Origin of the sequence: Streptomyces sp. NPDC058534 (genome assembly GCF_042717365.1) — a bacterium.
Lineage (GTDB): Bacteria > Actinomycetota > Actinomycetes > Streptomycetales > Streptomycetaceae > Streptomyces.
This window is the reverse complement of the sequence record NZ_JBHXNW010000063.1, coordinates 30,546-47,597: the sequence shown is the minus strand read 5'-3', so window position 1 is coordinate 47,597 and position 17,052 is coordinate 30,546. Positions and strand designations below refer to the sequence as shown.

Sequence of the window (17,052 nt, the reverse complement as noted above, 5' to 3'; positions counted from 1 at the left end):
TCCCAACATAACCCTTCCTCACCGCACTACAATCCCCCCCCCACCAACTATTTTCTTTTCCATCCGGGGGGGGGGGGGGGGCCGCGCCCCCCCCCCCCCCCCCTCGGGCATGTCTCAGAGGCGTTCGATGATGGTGACGTTGGCCTGGCCGCCGCCCTCGCACATGGTCTGCAGGCCGTAGCGGCCGCCGGTGCGCTCCAGCTCGTACAGCAGGGTCGTCATCAGCTTGGTACCGGTGGCGCCCAGCGGGTGGCCCAGCGCGATGGCGCCGCCGTTGACGTTGACCTTGTCCGGGTCGGCGCCGGTCTCCTTCAGCCAGGCCAGGACGACGGGGGCGAAGGCCTCGTTGATCTCGACCAGGTCGATGTCGTCGAGGGACATTCCGGCCTTCTTCAGCGCGTACGCCGTCGCCGGTATCGGCGCCGACAGCATCCGGATCGGGTCCTCCCCGCGCACCGACAGGTGGTGGACGCGGGCGCGGGGGGTGAGGCCGTGTTCGGCGACGGCGCGCTCGGAGGCGATGAGCAGCGCGGAGGCGCCGTCGGAGACCTGGGATGCGACGCCCGCGGTGATCCGACCGCCCTCGACGACCGGCTTCAGGCCGGCCATCTTCTCCAGCGAGGTGTCGCGGCGCGGGCCCTCGTCCACGGTGACGTCACCGTAGGCGACGGTCTCGCGGCCGAAACGGCCCTCGTCGATGGCGCGCACGGCCCGCTGGTGCGAGCGCAGGGCGAAGTGCTCCATGTCCTCGCGGGTGATGCCCCACTTCTCGGCGATGAGTTCGGCGCCGTGGAACTGGTTGACGGGCGCGTCGCCGTAGCGGGCGCGCCAGCCCTCGGAGCCGGTGTAGGGGCCGTCGGTGAGGCCGAGGGGTTCGGCCGCCTGGCGGCTGGCGAAGGCGATGGGGATCATCGACATGTTCTGGGTGCCACCCGCGACGACCAGGTCCTGGGTGCCGGAGAGGACGCCCTGGGCGGCGAAGTGCACGGCCTGCTGGGAGGATCCGCACTGACGGTCGACGGTGGTGCCGGGCACCTCCTCGGGCAGGCCCGCGGCGAGCCACGCGGTGCGGGCGATGTCCCCGGCCTGCGGGCCGACGGTGTCCAGGCAGCCGAAGACGACGTCGTCGACGGCGGACGGGTCGACGCCGGTGCGCTCGACCAGCGCCCTGATGACGTGCGCCCCGAGATCGGCGGGGTGGACGGCGGACAGGCCGCCCTTGCGCCGGCCGACCGGGGTGCGGACCGCTTCGACGATGTAGGCCTCGGCCATGGCTACTCCTTCATGTCCTTCATAAGAGATGTGATGGTGCGTCAGCTGCGCGAGGTGATGCCTTCCAGGACCATGGACAGGTACTGCCGGGCGATCTCCTCCGGGCTGTGGGTGCCGCCGGGGCGGTACCAGGAGGCGGCCACCCATACGGTGTCGCGCACGAACCGGTAGACGAGCCGCACGTCCAGGTCACCGCGGAAGACCTTGTCGGTGACGCCGCGTTCCAGGGTGCGCAGCCAGGCGTTCTCGAACTTCATCTGGGAGTCGGCGAGATAGCCGAAGCGCGGCTGTGCGGACAGGTGCCTGGACTCCTTCTGGTAGATGGCGACCGCGGGGCCGTGCCGGTCGATCTGCCGGAAGGACTCGGTGACGAGGGCCTCGATGGTCTCCCGCGGTCCGAGTCCGGCGGCGAGCACGGTGTCGTAGCCCGCCCACAGCTCGTCCAGGAAGGCGGTGAGGATCTCGTCCAGCATCGACTCCTTGGAGTCGAAGTGGTAGTAGAGGCTGCCCGCGAGCATTCCGGCCGCGTCGGCGATGCGGCGGACCGTGGTGGCGTTGTAGCCCTGGTCGGCGAAGACCTGGGCGGCGGTCGCCAGGATCTCGGCGCGGCGCTCGGCGGCGGAGGACGAGGACGAGGCGGAGGAGTTGCTCTTCATCCGCTCATGCTCTCTGACTGCTGACGGAAACGGTCTCACCGGTCATGTACGACGAGTAGCCGCTGGCCAGGAAGACGATGACGTTGGCGATCTCCCACGGCTCGGCGTACCGGCCGAAGGCCTCGCGCTCGGTGAGCTCGGCGAGGAGTTCGGGGGTGGTGACCTTCACCAGGTGCGGGTGCATGGCGAGGCTCGGGGCGACGGCGTTGACCCGTACGCCGAAGTCCGCGGCCTCCAGGGCCGCGCACCGGGTGAGGGCCATCACCCCGGCCTTCGCGGCGGCGTAGTGGGCCTGGCCGCGCTGGGCCCGCCAGCCGATGACGGAGGCGTTGTTGACGACGACGCCTGCGCCGTCCTGTTCCTTGAGCCGGCGCAGGGCGGCCCGGGTGCAGCGGAAGGTGCCGCCCAGGGTGACGTCGAGGACCTTGGCCCACTGGTCGTCGGTCATGTCGACGAGGTCGGCGGTGCCGCCGAGACCGGCGTTGTTGACGACGACGTCGAGACCGCCGTGGCGCTCGACGGCGAGCGCGAACAGGGCGTCGACCTGCTGTTGGTCGGTGACGTCGCAGGGCAGTGCGGCGACGTTGTCGGCGCCGAACTCCTCGGCGAGGGCGGCGGCACTCTCACGCAGGCGCCGTTCGTGGGCGTCGCCGATGACGACGCGGGCGCCCTCCTCCAGGAATCTGCGGGCGGTGGCGCCGCCGATCCCGGCGCCCGCGGCGGCGGTGATCACCGCGGTCCGTCCGGCCAGGAGGGAGTGCCCCGGTACCTGGGGCGGGGGCTTCGGGGTCACGGGCGGGCCTCCTTGGGCAGGCCGAGGACGCGCTCGGCGATGATGTTGCGCTGGATCTCGTTGGACCCGGCGTAGATGGTGTCGGAGCGGGAGAAGAGGAACAGCCGCTGCCAGTCGTCGAGGTCGTACGGTTCGCCGGACGCGAGCATGCCGCCGGCGCCGCACACGTCCATGGCGAGTTCGCCCAGTTCGCGGTGCCAGGTGGCCCAGAAGATCTTGCCGATGGACGCCTCGGGGCCGGGTGCGCCGGCCGCGACGCCGTCCAGCATGCGCAGGGCGTTGCAGCGGATGGTCTCCAGGCCCGTCCAGGCCCGGGCGAGCCGGTCGCGGATGAGCGGGTCGTCCGCCGCGCCGTTGCGTTTCGCCGTTTCGACGAGGGTCTCCAGCTCGCGCCGGAAGCCGACCTGCTGGCCGAGGGTGGAGACGCCGCGTTCGAAGCCGAGGGTGGCCATGGCCACGCGCCAGCCGTCGCCGGGGGCGCCGACGATGTGTTCGACGCGGGTGCGGGCGCCGTCGAAGAAGACCTCGTTGAACTCGGAGGTGCCGGTCAGCTGGGTGATGGGGCGGATCTCGACGCCGGGCACGTCGAGCGGGACCAGCAGGTAGGACAGCCCCTTGTGGCGCTGCGACCCCGGTTCGGTGCGGGCGACCACGAAACACCACTGCGCCTCGTGGGCCAGTGACGTCCAGATCTTCTGCCCGGTGACCACCCAGTCGTCGCCCTCGCGGACGGCCCTGGTCCGTACGTTCGCCAGGTCGGAGCCCGCGTCGGGCTCGCTGTAGCCCTGGCACCACAGTTCCTCGGCGGCGACGATCGGCGGCAGGAACCTGGCCCGCTGCTCGGGGGTGCCGAAGGCGATCAGGGTGGGGCCGAGCAGCTGCTCGGCGATGTGGTTGACCCGGGCGGGGGCGTCGGCCAGGGCGTACTCCTCGTGGAAGGCGACCTGCTGCTCGATGGTCGCGCCCCGGCCGCCGTACTCCTCGGGCCAGCCGACGCAGGTCCAGCCGGCGGCGGCCATGTGCCTCTCCCATTCGAGTCTCTCGGCGAAGACCTCGTGCTCACGGCCGGGTCCGCCGCGGCCGCGCAGGCCCGCGAAGGCACCGGTGAGGTTGGCGGCCAGCCAGCCGCGGATCTCGGCGCGGAACTCCTCGACGCTGCTCATGTCGTTACGTTAATCTACCAAACACTTGTTAGGGAAGGAGGGCCTGATGTCCGCTGCCCACGACGAGACCGGCGAACCCGTGCGCTACGAGAAGCAGGGTCCGGTCGCGACGGTCACCATGAACCGCCCCGAATACCGCAACGCCCAGAACTCCGCGATGACCTACGCCCTGGACCGGGCGTTCTACCGAGCCGCCGAGGACGACGAGGTGAAGACCGTCGTCCTGGCCGGAGCGGGCAAGCACTTCTCCGCCGGCCACGACATCGGCACCCCCGAGCGGGACGCCCATCTGCCGTTCGAGCGCCGCGCAGGACTGTGGTGGGACCACTCGGACAAGCAGGGCGCCGAGAGCCGCTTCGCCCGCGAGTCCGAGGTGTACCTCGGCATGTGCCGACGCTGGCGCGAGCTGCCCAAGCCCGTCGTCGCCTCCGTGCAGGGCGCCTGTGTGGCGGGCGGGCTGATGCTCGCCTGGGTGTGCGACCTGATCGTGGCCTCCGAGGACGCGTTCTTCGCCGACCCGGTGGTACGGATGGGCATACCGGGTGTCGAGTACTTCGCCCACCCATGGGTGATGCCGCCGCGCGTCGCCAAGGAGTTCCTCTTCACCGGGGACCGCATGAGCGCCCGGCGCGCGCACGAGGTCGGCATGGTCAACCGCGTCGTGCCCCGCGAGGAGCTGGCCGAACGCACCCATGAACTGGCGCTGCGCATCTCGGAGATGCCGCGCCTCGGTCTCGCCCTGACCAAGCGCGCCGTGAACCAGGCCGAGGACCTCCAGGGCCTGCACACCGGCATGGACTCGGTGTTCGGCCTGCACCACCTCGCACACGCGCACAACGCCGAGACCGCGCCGGACGCGCTGGGCGGCATGGACATCCGGGCGATGAAGAAGGCGGGCGGCTGATGGACCTCGACTTCAGCGAGGCGGACGAGGCGTTCCGCGCCGAGGTCCGCGACTGGCTGGCGGCGCATGTGCCGGCCACTCCCCTGCCGTCCCTGGAGAGCGCCGAGGGCTTCGCCGCCCACCGGGAGTGGGAGGCCGAACTGGCCGCCGATCACTGGTCGGTGGTGTCCTGGCCCGAGGAGTTCGGCGGGCGGGGCGCCTCGATCCTGCGCTGGCTGGTCTTCGAGGAGGAGTACTTCGCGGCCGGCGCCCCCGGACGCGTCAGCCAGAACGGCATCAACCTGCTCGCCCCCACCCTCTTCGAGCACGGCACCCCCGAGCAGCGGGCGCGGATCCTGCCCGCGATGGCGAGCGGCGAGGTCATCTGGGCGCAGGCCTGGTCCGAGCCGGAGTCCGGCTCCGACCTGGCCTCGCTCAAGTCGACGGCCCGGCGCACCGAGGGCGGCTGGCTACTGAGCGGCCAGAAGACGTGGTCGTCCCGGGCCGCGTTCGCCGACCGGGCCTTCGGCCTGTTCCGCAGCGATCCGGACGCCGACAAGCCGCACCGCGGGCTGACCTACCTGATGTTCCCGCTGGACGCCGAGGGTGTCACGGTGCGGCCCATCGGGCGGCTCGACGGCAGGCCGGCCTTCGCGGAACTCTTCCTGGACGACGTGTTCGTGCCGGACGAGGACGTCATCGGCGAACCCGGCCAGGGCTGGCGGGTCGCGATGAGCACCACGGGCAACGAGCGCGGGCTCACCCTGCGCAGTCCGGGGCGTTTCACGGCCGCCGCCGAGCGGCTGACCGCGCTGTGGCGTGAGCACGGCGACCCCGCCGACACGGCGCTGCGCGACCGGGTCGCGGACGCGGCGATCGGCGCCCGCGCCTACCGTCTGTTCTCGTACGCGGGAGCCTCCCGCATCCTGCATGACGAGGGCGGCCCGGCCGGCGCCGCGTCCAGCCTCAACAAGATCTACTGGTCCGAGCTGGACATCGCCCTGCACGAGACGGCCCTGGACCTGCTCGGCCCGTACGGCGAACTCGCCGACCACGCACCCGAGTCGCCGGACCACGGCGCCTGGGCCGAGGGGCACACCTTCTCCCTGGCCGGGCCCATCTACGCCGGCACCAACGAGATCCAGCGCGACATCATCGCCGAGCGGCTGCTCGGCCTGCCGAAGGGACGCCGGTGATGCGGTTCCTCCTCGACGCCGAGCAGCGGGAGTTCGCCCGCTCCCTCGACGGTCTCCTCGCCTCCTCGGACACCCCGGCCGCGGTGCGGTCCTGGGCCGCCGGGGACCACTCGCCGGGTCGGGCCGTGTGGGCGCGGCTGGCCGAGGCCGGGGTGTTCGCCCTCGCGGTGCCGGAGCGCTACGACGGATTCGGCCCGCTGCCGCTCGACATCGCCGTCGCCTTCACCGAGTTGGGCCGGCATGCCGTGCCCGGTCCGCTGGTCGAGACGGTCGCCGCGGCGGCCCTGCTGGACCGGCTCGGCGACACGGACGCGGCCGCCGCCCACCTGCCCGGCATCGCCTCGGGCAAGACCGTCGCCACCCTCTGCCTCACGGCCCTCGGCCCGTACGCCCTGGACGCCGACGCGGCCGACGCGGTGCTGGTCGTGGACGGCGACGTGCTGCGCGTGGGCGCCGAGGCGGGCCCCGTACAGCCGTCGGCCGACCCGGCGCGGCGCCTGTCGCGGGTGTCCACCGGCGGGACGGTACTGGCTCAGGGCCCTGTGGTGGCCTCGGCCGCCGCACACGCGGCCGACGTGGCCGCGCTGGCCACCGCGGCGCAGTCCCTGGGACTCGGCCGCGCGCTGCTCGCCCGTACCGTCGAATACGTCGGCCGGCGCACCCAGTTCGGTGTGCCCGTCGGCTCCTTCCAGGCCGTCAAGCACCGGCTGGCGGACACGCTGATCGCCCTGGAGTTCGCCGAGCCGCTGGTGCACGGCGCCGCGCTCGCCCTCGCCGCCGGCTCCCCGGGGGCCGGCCGGGACGTGGCCGCCGCCAAGGTCACCGCGGGCGAGGCCGCCCACCGGGCCGCGCGCACCGCCCTGCAACTGCACGGGGCGATCGGCTACACAGACGAGCTGGACCTGTCCCTGTGGATCCGCAAGGCCCGCCCGCTGCGCGACGCCTGGGGCACCCCGGCCGCCTGCCGGGCCCGCGTACTGGCCGCCTGACCGCGCGCACCGCCGCGCCACACACCGAGGGGAGCAGCCCGATGAGGCTGACGGAGGAGCAGGAAGAACTGCGGTCGGCCGTAAGGTCGTTGCTGACCCGGCACGAGGGAGCCGCGGCCTGGGGGCCGTTGGCCGAGCAGATCGGCGTCGCCGCACTCGCCGTACCCGAGGAGTACGGGGGCGCGGGCGGCGGCGCCCGGGACGTGCACGTGCTGATGGAGGAGCTGGGCCGGTGCCTGAGTCCGCTGCCGGTGCTCGGCTCGGCGGTGCTGACGGCGGGGGCGCTGCTCGCCTCCGGCGACAAGGAGGCCTGCGGGCGCCTGCTGCCGCCGCTGGCCGAAGGCCGCTCGGTGGGCGCGCTGGCCTGGGCCGAACAGGGCTCCTGGGACGCGGCGGCGGTGCGCACCCGCGCCGTACCGGGTCCCGGCGGCGGCGCCTGGTTCCTCAGCGGTGTCAAGGAGCACGTCCTGGACTGGCCGGACGTCGACGTGCTTCTCGTCGCGGCCCGTACGGCGGCCGGCGTCTCGCTGTTCGAGGTGGCGGCGGACGCGCCGGGAGCGCGCCGCGAACCCGTCGTCACGATGGACGGCACCCGGAGTCAGGCCCGGTGGGTCCTGGACGGCGCCGAGGGGCGCCCGGTCGGGGTCGCGGGCGACGGGGAACGGGTCCTGGCGCAGGTGCGGGACCTGGCCTGCGCGGCGCTCGCCGCCGAACAGGTGGGCGCCGCCGAGCGCTGTCTCGAACTCACCGTCGCCTACGCCCGCGAGCGCGTCCAGTTCGGCCGGGCCATCGGCTCGTTCCAGGTGGTCAAGCACCGGCTGGCGGACGCCTACGTGCGGGTGGAATCGGCGCGTTCGGCCGCGCTCGGCGCCGCCTTCGCAGCCGACGAGGACCCCGCTGCGCTGCCGCGGGCCGCCGCCGTCGCCAAGTCGGTCTGTTCCGAGGCGTTCTCGGCGGTGGCCGGCGAGACGATCCAGCTGCACGGCGGGATCGGCATCACCTGGGAGCACGACGCGCACCGCTACTTCAAGCGGGCGCACGGAGCGGGCGAGCTGTTCGGCCCGCCCGCCTCGCACCGGGCGCGGCTCGCCGCCGGGCTCGGGCTCATCTCGTACTGACTCACCTCTTACTGAACAGCCGCCCCAGCGAACCGGAGAGGCCGGTAGACATGGACATCGACATCGACATCGACAACGCGTTGGACTTCACGGGGCGCGTGGTGCTCGTCACCGGCGGCACCAAGGGCATCGGTGCCGCCGTCGCGGAGGCGTTCCTCGGGGCCGGGGCCGACGTCGTGGTCTGCGGCCGCAACGTGCCGGGCGCCCTGCCGGCGGCGGGGGGCAGGGAGGCGGTCTTCGTCGCCGCCGACGTGCGCGATCCCGCGTCGGCGGCCGGACTCGTCGACGGCGCGGTGGAGCGCTTCGGCCGTCTCGACGTGCTCGTCAACAACGCGGGCGGCTCCCCGGACGCCGACGCGGCCACCGTCTCGCCGCGCTTCGTGGAGAAGATCGTCGCGCTCAACCTGCTCGCGCCGTTCTACGTCGCGCAGGCGGCGTACCGCGCCATGCGGGCCCGGCCGGGCGGCGGCTCGGTCGTCAACATCGGCAGCGTCTCCGCGCACGACCCGCAGCCGGGCACCGCCGCCTACACGGCCGCCAAGGCGGGACTTCTGGCCCTCACCCGGGCGCTGGCCCTGGAGTGGGCGCCCGAGGTGCGGGTCAACCACATCACCACCGGCCTGATCCGCACCGCGAGCGCGGCGTCCGTCTACGGCGCGGACGGCGGCGCCTCGGTGGCCGGCGTGATCCCGATGCAGCGGATGGCCGTACCCGGGGACGTCGCCCGCGCCTGCCTGTTCCTGGCGAGCGACCTGTCGGCGTACGTCAACGGGGCGGACCTCGCGGTGCACGGCGGCGGGGAGTTCCCGGCCCGGTTCCTCGCCGCGAAGGCGGCAAACCGGGAGGCGTGAGGGGCATGCCTGAGCCCGGGAGAGAGCGTGCCGTCTCTCCCGGGCTCAGGTGCGTCACGGCAGGTCGGGGGCCCAGGCCACGCCGTTGATGTGTGAACCGCCGTCGACGAAGAGGGTGTTGCCCGTGACGTACCGGGCGTCCTCACTCGCGAGGAACAACGCCGCCGGGGCGATGTCCTGGTCGGGGTCGCCCATCCGCCCCATGGGGTTCATGGCCCCGACCTGCTTCTCCAGCTCTGGGTTCGCGCTCATCCGCCGCCGGAAGGCCGCACTCTTCGCGCCGGGGCAGACCGCGTTGACGACGACTCCGGTGGGGGCCCACTCCCGGGCCGCGGTGCGGGTCAGGGTGCGCAGGGCCTCCTTGGCGGCGTTGTACTCCAGGGTGCCCATGTGGGCGTTCACGCCGTTGAGGCTGCACATGTTGACGACCCGGCCCCACCCCCGCTGCCGCATGTGCGGGAACGCCGCCCGCATCGCCCAGAACGGGCCGTAGAAGCCGATGCCCATTCCCCGGGCCAGCATCTCGTCGGTCTTGTTCTCCACCCGTCCGAGGCCGCCGACCGCCCAGGCGTTGTTGACCAGGATGTCGACGCCCCCGAATTCCCGCACGGCGGTGTCGACCATGGCCAGCACCTGTGCCTTGTCGCCGATGTCGGTGTGCAGGAAGCGGCCGCCGATCGCGTCGGCCACGGCCCGGCCGGTCTCCTCGTTCACCTCCGCGACCAGCACCCTGGCCCCCTCGGCGGCGAACCGGCGGGCCACCGCGGCGCCGATGCCGTCCCCGGCGCCGGTGACGATCGCGACGCGTCCTTCGAGCCGCATCTTGTACTCCTCCTCAGACCAGGTTGTCCTCCACCGTGAGGCCGAACGCCCCGCGGCCGTACATGGCGAGCGCCCGTTCCACGTCGTTGGCGACGTGCACGCTGCCCGCGTGGGCGTCGCGCCAGGCGCGCTCGACGGGGTTACCACGGCGCAGCGCGTTGCCGCCGGCGGTCTTGAAGAGGAGGTCGATCGCGGCGACGGCCCGTTCGGTGCCCCGGACCTGGTCGCGCCGGGTGCGCAGCCGCAGTTCCATGGGGATCTCCTGCTCGGCGGCGGCGAGTTCGGACAGTTCGCGCAGGTTGCGGTCCATCTGCAGGACGGTCGCGTCGATGTCGGAGGCGGCGCGCGCGATGGCGACCTGGGCGAAGGGGTCCTCGGTGAAGCGGCCGCCGCCGAGGCTGAGCCGCACCCGCTCCTTCATCAGCGACACGTACGACTCATAGCCGCCCGACACGGCGCCGATCACCGGTGCCGTGATGGCGCTGGTGAAGATCGCGCCGAACGGCAGCCGGTACAGCGGTCCCTTGTTGACCTGCTGCCCGGGCACCTTCAGCCGGGCCTGCTCGTAGTTGCGCAGTACGCGGTGGTCGGGCACGAACGCCGACTCGACGAGGATGTCGTTGCTGGCGGTGCCGCGCAGTCCGACCACGTCCCACGCGTCCTCGATGGTGTAGTCGGAGCGGGGCACCAGGACCGTGAGGAAGTCGACCGGTCGTCCCTGCGCGCCGACGACGAGGGCGCCGAGCAGGGCCCACGTGGCGTGCTCGCAGCCGGAGGAGAAGCTCCAGCGGCCGGTGAGCCGGTAGCCGCCGTCGACGGGGGTGAGCCGGCCCACCGGCGCGTACGACGAGGAGACGCGGGTGTCGGGGTCCTCGCCCCAGACGTCGTCCTGCGCCCGGCGCGGGAACAGGCCCAGCTGCCAGGGGTGCACGCCCAGGACCGAGGCGACCCAGCCGGTGGAGCAGCAGACGGCGGAGATCGCCCTCACCACCTGGTAGAAGTCGACCGGGTCGCTCTCCAGGCCGCCGTACCTGGCGGGTTGCAGCATCCGGAAGACGCCCGCGCCGGTCAGCTCGTCGATCGTGGACTCCGGTATGCGGCGTGTCTCGTCCGCGGCGACGGCCCGTTTCCCGATGCCGGGCAGCAGGGCGCGTACCGACTCCAGAACCTGATTGCCCATCGTCCGTCCTCCAGGCTCCCGCGAGCCGTGTCCGTGCGGTGCGTCGTGGCGCCGCGTGTGTCAGTCGGTGCGCAGCGCGGCCTTGTCGACCTTGCCGGCTGCGTTGCGCGGCAGCGCCCCCAGGACGACGACGTCGCGGGGGACCTTGAAGTTGGCGAGCCGCTCGCGGCACCAGTCGAGCAGGGCGCCCGGCTCGCTACCGGCGCCGGGGCGGGCCGTCACGTAGGCCCGGCCGACCTCCCCGAGCCGTGGGTCGGGGACCCCTATCACGGCGGCCTCCGCGACGGCGTCGTGCCCGGTGAGCACCTGCTCGATCTCGGCCGGGTAGACGTTGAAGCCGCCGACCGTGAACATGTCCTTGGAGCGGCCGGTGAGCACCAGGTTGCCGCGCCCGTCGAAGTGGCCGACGTCGCCGGTGGCCAGCCAGCCGTCGTCGTCGACGGCCGCCGCGCTCGCCGCCGGGTCGTCCAGGTAGCCGAGCATCACGTTGTAGCCGCGGACCAGGATCTCGCCGTCCCGCCCGGCGGGCAGCGGGCGCCGGTCGCCGTCGGCGATCCGCACCTCCACGCCGTCGATGGGGCGGCCCGCGGTCAGCGCCACGGTCTCCGCGTCGTCGTCCGCGGAGCAGACGCTGACCGTGCCGCAGGACTCGGTGAGCCCGTAGGCGGTGAGCACCTCGGGGAACAGTTCGGCCCGCATGCGCCGGACCAGGGCGACGGGCACCACGGCGGCCCCGGTCACCGCGAGACGCAGCGACGACAGGTCGAAGCGGGCCCGGTCGGGGGCGTCGAGCAGTTCGGTGTAGATGGTGGGCGGGCCGGGCAGGACGCTGATCCGTTCGGTCTCGACGGCACGCAGGGCCCGGTTCACGTCGAAGACCGGTTGCAGCACCATGGTGGTGCCCCGCAGCAGGCAGGCGAGCACGCCGGCCTTGTAGCCGAAGCAGTGGAAGAGCGGGTTGAGGATCAGGTAGCGGTCGTCGCCGGTGACTCCTGTGCGCGCGCTCCAGGCCCGGTACGTGGTGAGGTTCTGGCGGTGCGTGGTCAGCGCGCCCTTGGGCCGGCCGGTGGTGCCCGAGGTGAAGAGCAGGTCGGACGGGTCGTCGGGGCGCACGGACGCGGTGCGGACGGCGACCTCGTAGTCGGGCAGGTGGGCGCCGTAGGCGAGGAAGTCGCGCCAGGGCAGGGTGCCGGGGCGATGCCCCGCGTCGCCTTCGTCGTGTCCTTCGCCTCCGCCTTCGTCGCCATCGCCATCGCCATCGCCATCGCCATCGCCATCGCCATCGCCATCGAGCGTCACCACGGCGGCCAGCCCCGGCAGGGAGGGTACGGGACGCGTCTCGTCCCGGACCTCCGCGTCGTCACTCAGCATGGCCAGGTAGTCCTTGCCGAGGAAGCCGTTCTCGACGAACAGCAGCCTGGCCGCGCCGCGTTCGAGGAGCCACCGGGCCTCGCCGCCCTTGTAGCGGGTGTTGACGGGGACCAGCACGGCACCGGCCGAGGTGGCGGCGAGCGCGGCCACCACCCAGCGGTGGCTGTTGGGTGCCCAGACGGCGATCCGGTCGCCGGGCCGCGTGCCGAGGGCGATCAACGACTTGACGGCGGCCCGCACCTGGTCGCGCAGCCCGGTCCAGGTCAGCCGTACGTCCTCGTCCACCAGCGCCTCCCGGTCGGGGGCGCGGCCGACGGCGAGATCCAGGGCGCCGGGGATCGTCAGTGGGGGCTCGGGCTCTCTCATCTGCTCTCCGGGAGGGGACGGCGTACGCGGTCGGGGAGGGTGCGGCGCGGCGGCGCTCGGGAGGGGTGCCCCCTCAGGTGGACGAGGGCAGCAGCCGCTGGGACGCCTCGTGCGCGGCGAGGACCAGTTCGGCGCGGGGGAAGCCGCTGCGCCGCTCGGCGGTCTCCGCGTTGCCCCCGGCGACCCACACGGGCCCGTCGGCGAGGTGGTCGAGACCCTCCCGGGCGACGTCGTCCGGCTCGGCGACGCGGAGGCCGGGCAGGTCCATGCGGAGACCGGCGCGTTCCATCGCGGGGGTCCGGGTCACTCCCAGGACCAGTTCGAGGACGTGCACGTCGTACTCGCGCAGCTCCAGCCACAGGCCCTCGGCGAAGACGCGGCCGAAGGCCTTCGCCGCCGAGTAGACGCTGATCCGCGCCTGGCCCATGAAACCGGAGAGGGAGCCGACCAGCATGATGCCGCCGCGGCGCCGCTCCTTCATCAGGGCCCCGAAGTGGTGGGTGAGGGCGAGCTGCGCGCTGATGTTCAGGTCCAGCACGCCCTGGACCCCGTCGAGGTCGCCGGTGACGAAGTCGTGGCCGTAGGTGTTGGCCCCGGCGTTGAAGATCAGCAGCCCGACCTCCAGGCCGTCGGTGACCATGCGGACGGCCGCCAGGGCCCCGGGGTCGAGCAGGTCGAGCGCGAGGGTGCGGACCTCGACGCCCCGGGCGCGTGCCCGGTCGGCGGTCTCGTGCAGCGGTCCCTGTTTGCGGGCGATCAGGAGCAGGTTGATCCCGGCGTCCGCGAGCCGCTCGGCGAACGCGGCGCCGACGCCCTCGGAGCCGCCCGCGACGACCGCCCACGGCCCGTACACGCTCTTGTCGATCATCGAGTACCTCTCTGAGTCCTGGCCCGGCTCTCAGTCCTGGCCCGGCGGTGCGGTGACCGTAGAACGCGCCCCGCGGGCGGCGCCGCCGGTGATCCCACTGGTCGGGAGCGCCATGTCCCGCACGGCCAGCGAGGCGAAGACCATCGCGGTGCCGATGGGGACGCCGGGGCCCGGGTAGACGCGGCCGGTGAAGGAGGCGCTGGTGTTCCCCGCGGCGTACAGGCCGGGGATCGGGTGTCCCGTGCCGTCGAGTACGCGTGCGTCGACATCCGTGCGCAGGCCACCCTTGGTGCCGAGGTCGGCGAGGACGAGGCGGGCCGCGTAGTAGGGCGGGCGGTCGAGCGGGACCAGGCAGGGGTTGGGTCCTGGCGCGTTGCGGGTGTCGGCGAAGAACCGGTCGTAGGGGTCCTCGCCGCGGTGGTGGTCGGGGTCGGTGCCGGTGGCGGCGTGGTCGTTGAAGCGGGCGACGGTGTCGGTCAGGGAGTCGGCCGGGACTCCGATGCGTTCGGCGAGTTCGGACAGCGAGCCGGCCCGCACCCGGACGCCGGCCGCCAGGTGTTCCGCCGGGTCGGCGGGCGGCACGGTGATGGCGGGCAGGGCGCCGCCCTCGCGGGAGTCGAAGACCAGGTGGGCGGGTGCCTGCGCGGTGGCGAGGGCGCGGCCCATGCGGTCGTACGGCAGTGACTCGTTGGCGAAGCGCCGACCGCCCGCGTCCACGACGATGCCGCCGCGCAGGCCGAGGGTGAACGCGGCGGTGCCGTCCGGCCGTTCGGTGCCGGGGCACCACCAGGCCTCGTCCATGAGATCGGTGGCGGCACCGATCCGGACGGCAGCGCGCAGCAGGTCGCCCGTGGTGGCTCCCGGGGGCGCCATGCTCCACGCCGCGGCGCCCGGCACGCCGTGCTCTGCGCGCAGCGCGTCGTCGCCCTCGAAGCCGCCCGCGGCCAGCAGCACGCCGCGCCGGGCCCGTACGGTGACCGTGCCCTGCGGGGTCTCGGCCTCGACGCCGGTCACCCTCCCGTTCTCGGTGACCAGCCCGGTGACGCGGTGCCGGGTGCGCACGGTCGCGTTGCCGGTACGGGTGGCGGCGAGCAGGAGGCGGCCGATCAGGGCGCGCCCCGCGGTCAGCGGCCCCTCGGGGTGGCCCTGGCCGGACCGGTCACGGTCGACCGCCGGGCGGACCAGGGGCAGCAGGTCGCCCAGCTCCTCCACCGGCAGGTCGCGCGGCACGAAGGAACGTCCGGCATCCATCCGGCCCGGGACGGCGACGTAGTCGGGGAAGGCGCGCCACTCGAACTCCACGGCCGGGTCGCTCTCCAGCCGGGCGACCAGTTCGGGCGCGTGGCGCAGGAAGGCCTCCCGGCGGTCCGCCCCGGCGTCGCCGACGAGCGCCCGCAGATAGGTACGGGCGGCGTCGGTGGAGTCACCGAGGCCGGCACGTTCCTGGACCGCGGTGCCGGGCAGCCAGCAGGCGGCCCCGGAGTACGCGGAGGTGCCGCCGAGCAGCGGCGTCCGTTCCAGTACGACCGTGTCCAGGCCGTCCGCCGCGGCCACCAGGGCCCCGGTCATCGCTCCCGCGCCGGACCCGACGACGATCACGTCGTGGGTGGCGTCGCCTTCCCGTCGGCCGTCCCGCATGGATGCCCCTCCTGCCAGTCGGTGGTGTTCGGTGGTGTGTGTTCGGCGGTGTGCGGCCTCAGCAGACCGCGCCGGAGGCGGGTGGGGGCGGGAGCGGTCCCACTGACCGGTACGCGGGAGCGGTCCCACTGACCGGTACGGGGCCGGGTGGCACCTGACGCGATGCCCGGGGCGCGCGTATTGTCGAAGGCCGTTGCCACGAAACGATCGAGCGCCTGGAGGGCGAGCGTGCCCAGAATCGCCGAGGCCAGGGCGGGGGCCGAGCCCAGTTCGCCCCGGCAGCACGCGCGCCGGCAGAGCATCCTGCGGGCGGCGGCGGACATCGCCGCCGAGACGGGGCTCGAACGGGTACAGATGCACGAGGTGGCCAAGTCGGCGGGGGTGGCGATCGGCACCCTGTACCGGTACTTCCCGTCGAAGACCCACCTGTTCACGGCCGTGATGGCCGACCAGATCGAGGGGCTCGGCGCGCGGCTCGCGGACCGGACCGCGCACGACTCGCCGGAGGACGCCGTCTTCGCGACGCTGGCGGGTGCCACCCGCAGTCTGCTGCGGCGGCCGGAGCTCGCCACCGCGATGATCCAGTCGGCGAACGCCGCCCGCGCCTCGACCGTCCCCGACCTGGCCCGGGTCGACACGGGCTTCCTCGACCTGCTGCTGCGGGCCTGGGGCGTCGAGGACCCCACGGAGCACCATGTGGCCCGGCTGCGGCTGCTGACCCTGCTCTGGTACGGGGTCCTGCAGTCCCGGCTCAACGAGCGGATCACCCCGGAGGAGGCCGACGCCGACCTGCGGATGGCCTGCCGGCTGCTGCTCGCCCCCGGGGAGGACGGGGTCTGACGGGGGTGCGGGGCGGGTTCAGCCCGCCGGGGTCTGCTGGGTGCCGGTCGTGTCGAGCGCGGCGACGCTGTACGCCGCGTAGGTGCGGTACGGGTCCCGGCCGCTGAAGTACGGCGTCAGCTGGGCGTCGAGTTCTTCGGGGGTGAAGGTGCCGTCGGCCGCGGTGAACTTGTGCTCCACCGTGGGCGGCGCGAGCAGGGCGACCATGTCGCCGTAGACGACGAAGACCTGTCCGTTGATCTCGTCGGCGGCCGGTGAGGCCAGGTGGGCGACCAGGGCGGCGACCCGCTCGGGGGCCATGATGTCGAGGCCGCCCGGCGCGTTCACGCCCTCGCCGAAGGAGTCGGCGGTCATGGCGGTGCGGGCGCGCGGGCAGATGGCGTTGGCGCGCACCCCGTAGCGGGACATGCCCTGGGCGGTGGCCAGGGTCAGCGCGGTGATCCCGGCCTTGGCCGCGGAGTAGTTCGGCTGGCCGGGGGCGCCGAACAGGAAGGCCTCGGAGGAGGTGTTGACGACCCGCCCGTAGACAGGGGCACCGGACGCCTTGGAGGCGGCCCGCCAGTGCACGGCCGCGGCACGGGAGAGACCGGCGTGCCCCTTGAGGTGGACGCGGATGACGTCGTCCCAGTCGGACTCGGACAGGTTGAACAGCATCCGGTCGCGCAGCACGCCCGCGTTGTTGACGACGACGTCGAGGCCGCCGAACGTCTCCACGGCGGCCCCCACCAGGCGCTCGCCCATGGACCAGTCCCCGATGTCACCGGTCACGGCGACCGCGTCCGCGCCCAGGGCCTTGATCTCGGCGACCACGTCGTCGGCCGCCGGACCGACGTCGTTGACCACCACGTTGGCGCCGAGGCCCGCGAGGGCGAGCGCCTCGGCCCGGCCGAGTCCCGCGCCGGCACCGGTGACGACGGCGGTACGCCCCTCCAGGATGGTGTTCGTGGAGCTCATGCTGCCTCTTTCCGTGTTTCCTGTTTGGTGTTCCGTGTTCGGTCGAGCCGATGGTTGAAGTTGAATGACGAGGCGTGCGCCGGCCAGACCAG

At 73.4% G+C, this 17,052-nt stretch carries 16 protein-coding genes; 6 read left to right on the top strand and 10 right to left on the bottom strand.

All coding sequences use genetic code 11. The features are described 5' to 3' along the window. Positions 1-114 precede the first annotated feature (114 nt). From ACFWR9_RS31015 to ACFWR9_RS31000, 4 genes are read right to left on the bottom strand one after another with little or no spacing between them, the layout of a single operon-like run. Positions 115-1,272, bottom strand: a complete 1,158-nt coding sequence (locus ACFWR9_RS31015; protein WP_383847681.1) for an acetyl-CoA C-acetyltransferase — start codon at positions 1,270-1,272, stop codon at positions 115-117. Between the two features lie 41 nt (positions 1,273-1,313). Further along, entirely contained in the window at positions 1,314-1,928 is a 615-nt protein-coding gene (locus ACFWR9_RS31010) for a TetR/AcrR family transcriptional regulator (RefSeq protein WP_383847680.1), read from the bottom strand. 4 nt (positions 1,929-1,932) lie between these two features. Next, positions 1,933-2,721, bottom strand: coding sequence for an SDR family oxidoreductase (locus tag ACFWR9_RS31005; protein ID WP_383847677.1), 789 nt, complete (start codon positions 2,719-2,721; stop codon positions 1,933-1,935). Further along, on the bottom strand, positions 2,718-3,884 hold the full coding sequence (locus ACFWR9_RS31000; protein ID WP_383847674.1) for an acyl-CoA dehydrogenase family protein: 1,167 nt from the start codon (positions 3,882-3,884) through the stop codon (positions 2,718-2,720). Before ACFWR9_RS31000 ends, ACFWR9_RS31005 begins: the two co-directional genes overlap by 4 nt. A gap of 46 nt (positions 3,885-3,930) precedes the next feature. Between ACFWR9_RS31000 and ACFWR9_RS30995 the strand changes: the two genes are divergently transcribed. From ACFWR9_RS30995 to ACFWR9_RS30975, 5 genes are read left to right on the top strand one after another with little or no spacing between them, the layout of a single operon-like run. Next, positions 3,931-4,788, top strand: coding sequence for an enoyl-CoA hydratase (locus ACFWR9_RS30995; RefSeq protein WP_383847671.1), 858 nt, complete (start codon positions 3,931-3,933; stop codon positions 4,786-4,788). Continuing rightward, on the top strand, positions 4,788-5,963 hold the full coding sequence (locus ACFWR9_RS30990; protein ID WP_383847669.1) for an acyl-CoA dehydrogenase family protein: 1,176 nt from the start codon (positions 4,788-4,790) through the stop codon (positions 5,961-5,963). The genes ACFWR9_RS30995 and ACFWR9_RS30990 overlap by 1 nt, the downstream gene beginning before the upstream one ends. Continuing rightward, positions 5,963-6,952 (top strand): acyl-CoA dehydrogenase family protein, encoded by a 990-nt coding sequence (locus ACFWR9_RS30985; RefSeq protein WP_383847666.1) that lies wholly within the window; start codon positions 5,963-5,965, stop codon positions 6,950-6,952. Before ACFWR9_RS30990 ends, ACFWR9_RS30985 begins: the two co-directional genes overlap by 1 nt. A 41-nt stretch (positions 6,953-6,993) precedes the next feature. Beyond that, positions 6,994-8,070, top strand: coding sequence for an acyl-CoA dehydrogenase family protein (locus tag ACFWR9_RS30980; protein ID WP_383847664.1), 1,077 nt, complete (start codon positions 6,994-6,996; stop codon positions 8,068-8,070). 50 nt (positions 8,071-8,120) lie between these two features. Next, positions 8,121-8,921, top strand: a complete 801-nt coding sequence (locus ACFWR9_RS30975) for an SDR family oxidoreductase (RefSeq protein ID WP_383847661.1) — start codon at positions 8,121-8,123, stop codon at positions 8,919-8,921. 54 nt (positions 8,922-8,975) lie between these two features. Here ACFWR9_RS30975 and ACFWR9_RS30970 read toward each other — a convergent pair whose 3' ends face one another. The 5 genes from ACFWR9_RS30970 to ACFWR9_RS30950 all read right to left on the bottom strand — a co-directional run bounded on the left by ACFWR9_RS30970 (position 8,976) and on the right by ACFWR9_RS30950 (position 15,166). Next, positions 8,976-9,743: an SDR family NAD(P)-dependent oxidoreductase gene (locus tag ACFWR9_RS30970; RefSeq protein WP_383847658.1), complete on the bottom strand. Its 768-nt coding sequence runs from the start codon at positions 9,741-9,743 to the stop codon at positions 8,976-8,978. Between the two features lie 13 nt (positions 9,744-9,756). Then, positions 9,757-10,923 carry a 3-hydroxy-9,10-secoandrosta-1,3,5(10)-triene-9,17-dione monooxygenase oxygenase subunit gene (gene hsaA, locus ACFWR9_RS30965; protein ID WP_383847656.1) on the bottom strand — a complete coding sequence of 389 codons (1,167 nt, stop codon included), beginning with the start codon at positions 10,921-10,923 and terminating at the stop codon, positions 9,757-9,759. 60 nt (positions 10,924-10,983) lie between these two features. Then, the gene (locus ACFWR9_RS30960) at positions 10,984-12,660 is read right to left on the bottom strand and encodes an AMP-binding protein (protein ID WP_383847654.1); all 1,677 of its coding nucleotides are present in this window, start codon (positions 12,658-12,660) and stop codon (positions 10,984-10,986) included. Positions 12,661-12,733: 73 nt separating this feature from the next. Further along, positions 12,734-13,528, bottom strand: a complete 795-nt coding sequence (locus tag ACFWR9_RS30955; protein WP_383847651.1) for an SDR family NAD(P)-dependent oxidoreductase — start codon at positions 13,526-13,528, stop codon at positions 12,734-12,736. A 30-nt stretch (positions 13,529-13,558) separates the two neighbouring features. Continuing rightward, positions 13,559-15,166, bottom strand: coding sequence for an FAD-dependent oxidoreductase (locus ACFWR9_RS30950; RefSeq protein WP_383847648.1), 1,608 nt, complete (start codon positions 15,164-15,166; stop codon positions 13,559-13,561). 228 nt (positions 15,167-15,394) lie between these two features. On the opposite strand from ACFWR9_RS30950, the gene ACFWR9_RS30945 reads away from it, so the two are divergent. Beyond that, complete coding sequence (locus tag ACFWR9_RS30945; protein WP_383847645.1) at positions 15,395-16,006, top strand: TetR family transcriptional regulator; 612 nt, start codon at positions 15,395-15,397, stop codon at positions 16,004-16,006. Positions 16,007-16,024: 18 nt separating this feature from the next. Here ACFWR9_RS30945 and ACFWR9_RS30940 read toward each other — a convergent pair whose 3' ends face one another. Further along, positions 16,025-16,960, bottom strand: a complete 936-nt coding sequence (locus ACFWR9_RS30940) for a 3-oxoacyl-ACP reductase (RefSeq protein WP_383847643.1) — start codon at positions 16,958-16,960, stop codon at positions 16,025-16,027. Positions 16,961-17,052 lie beyond the last annotated feature (92 nt).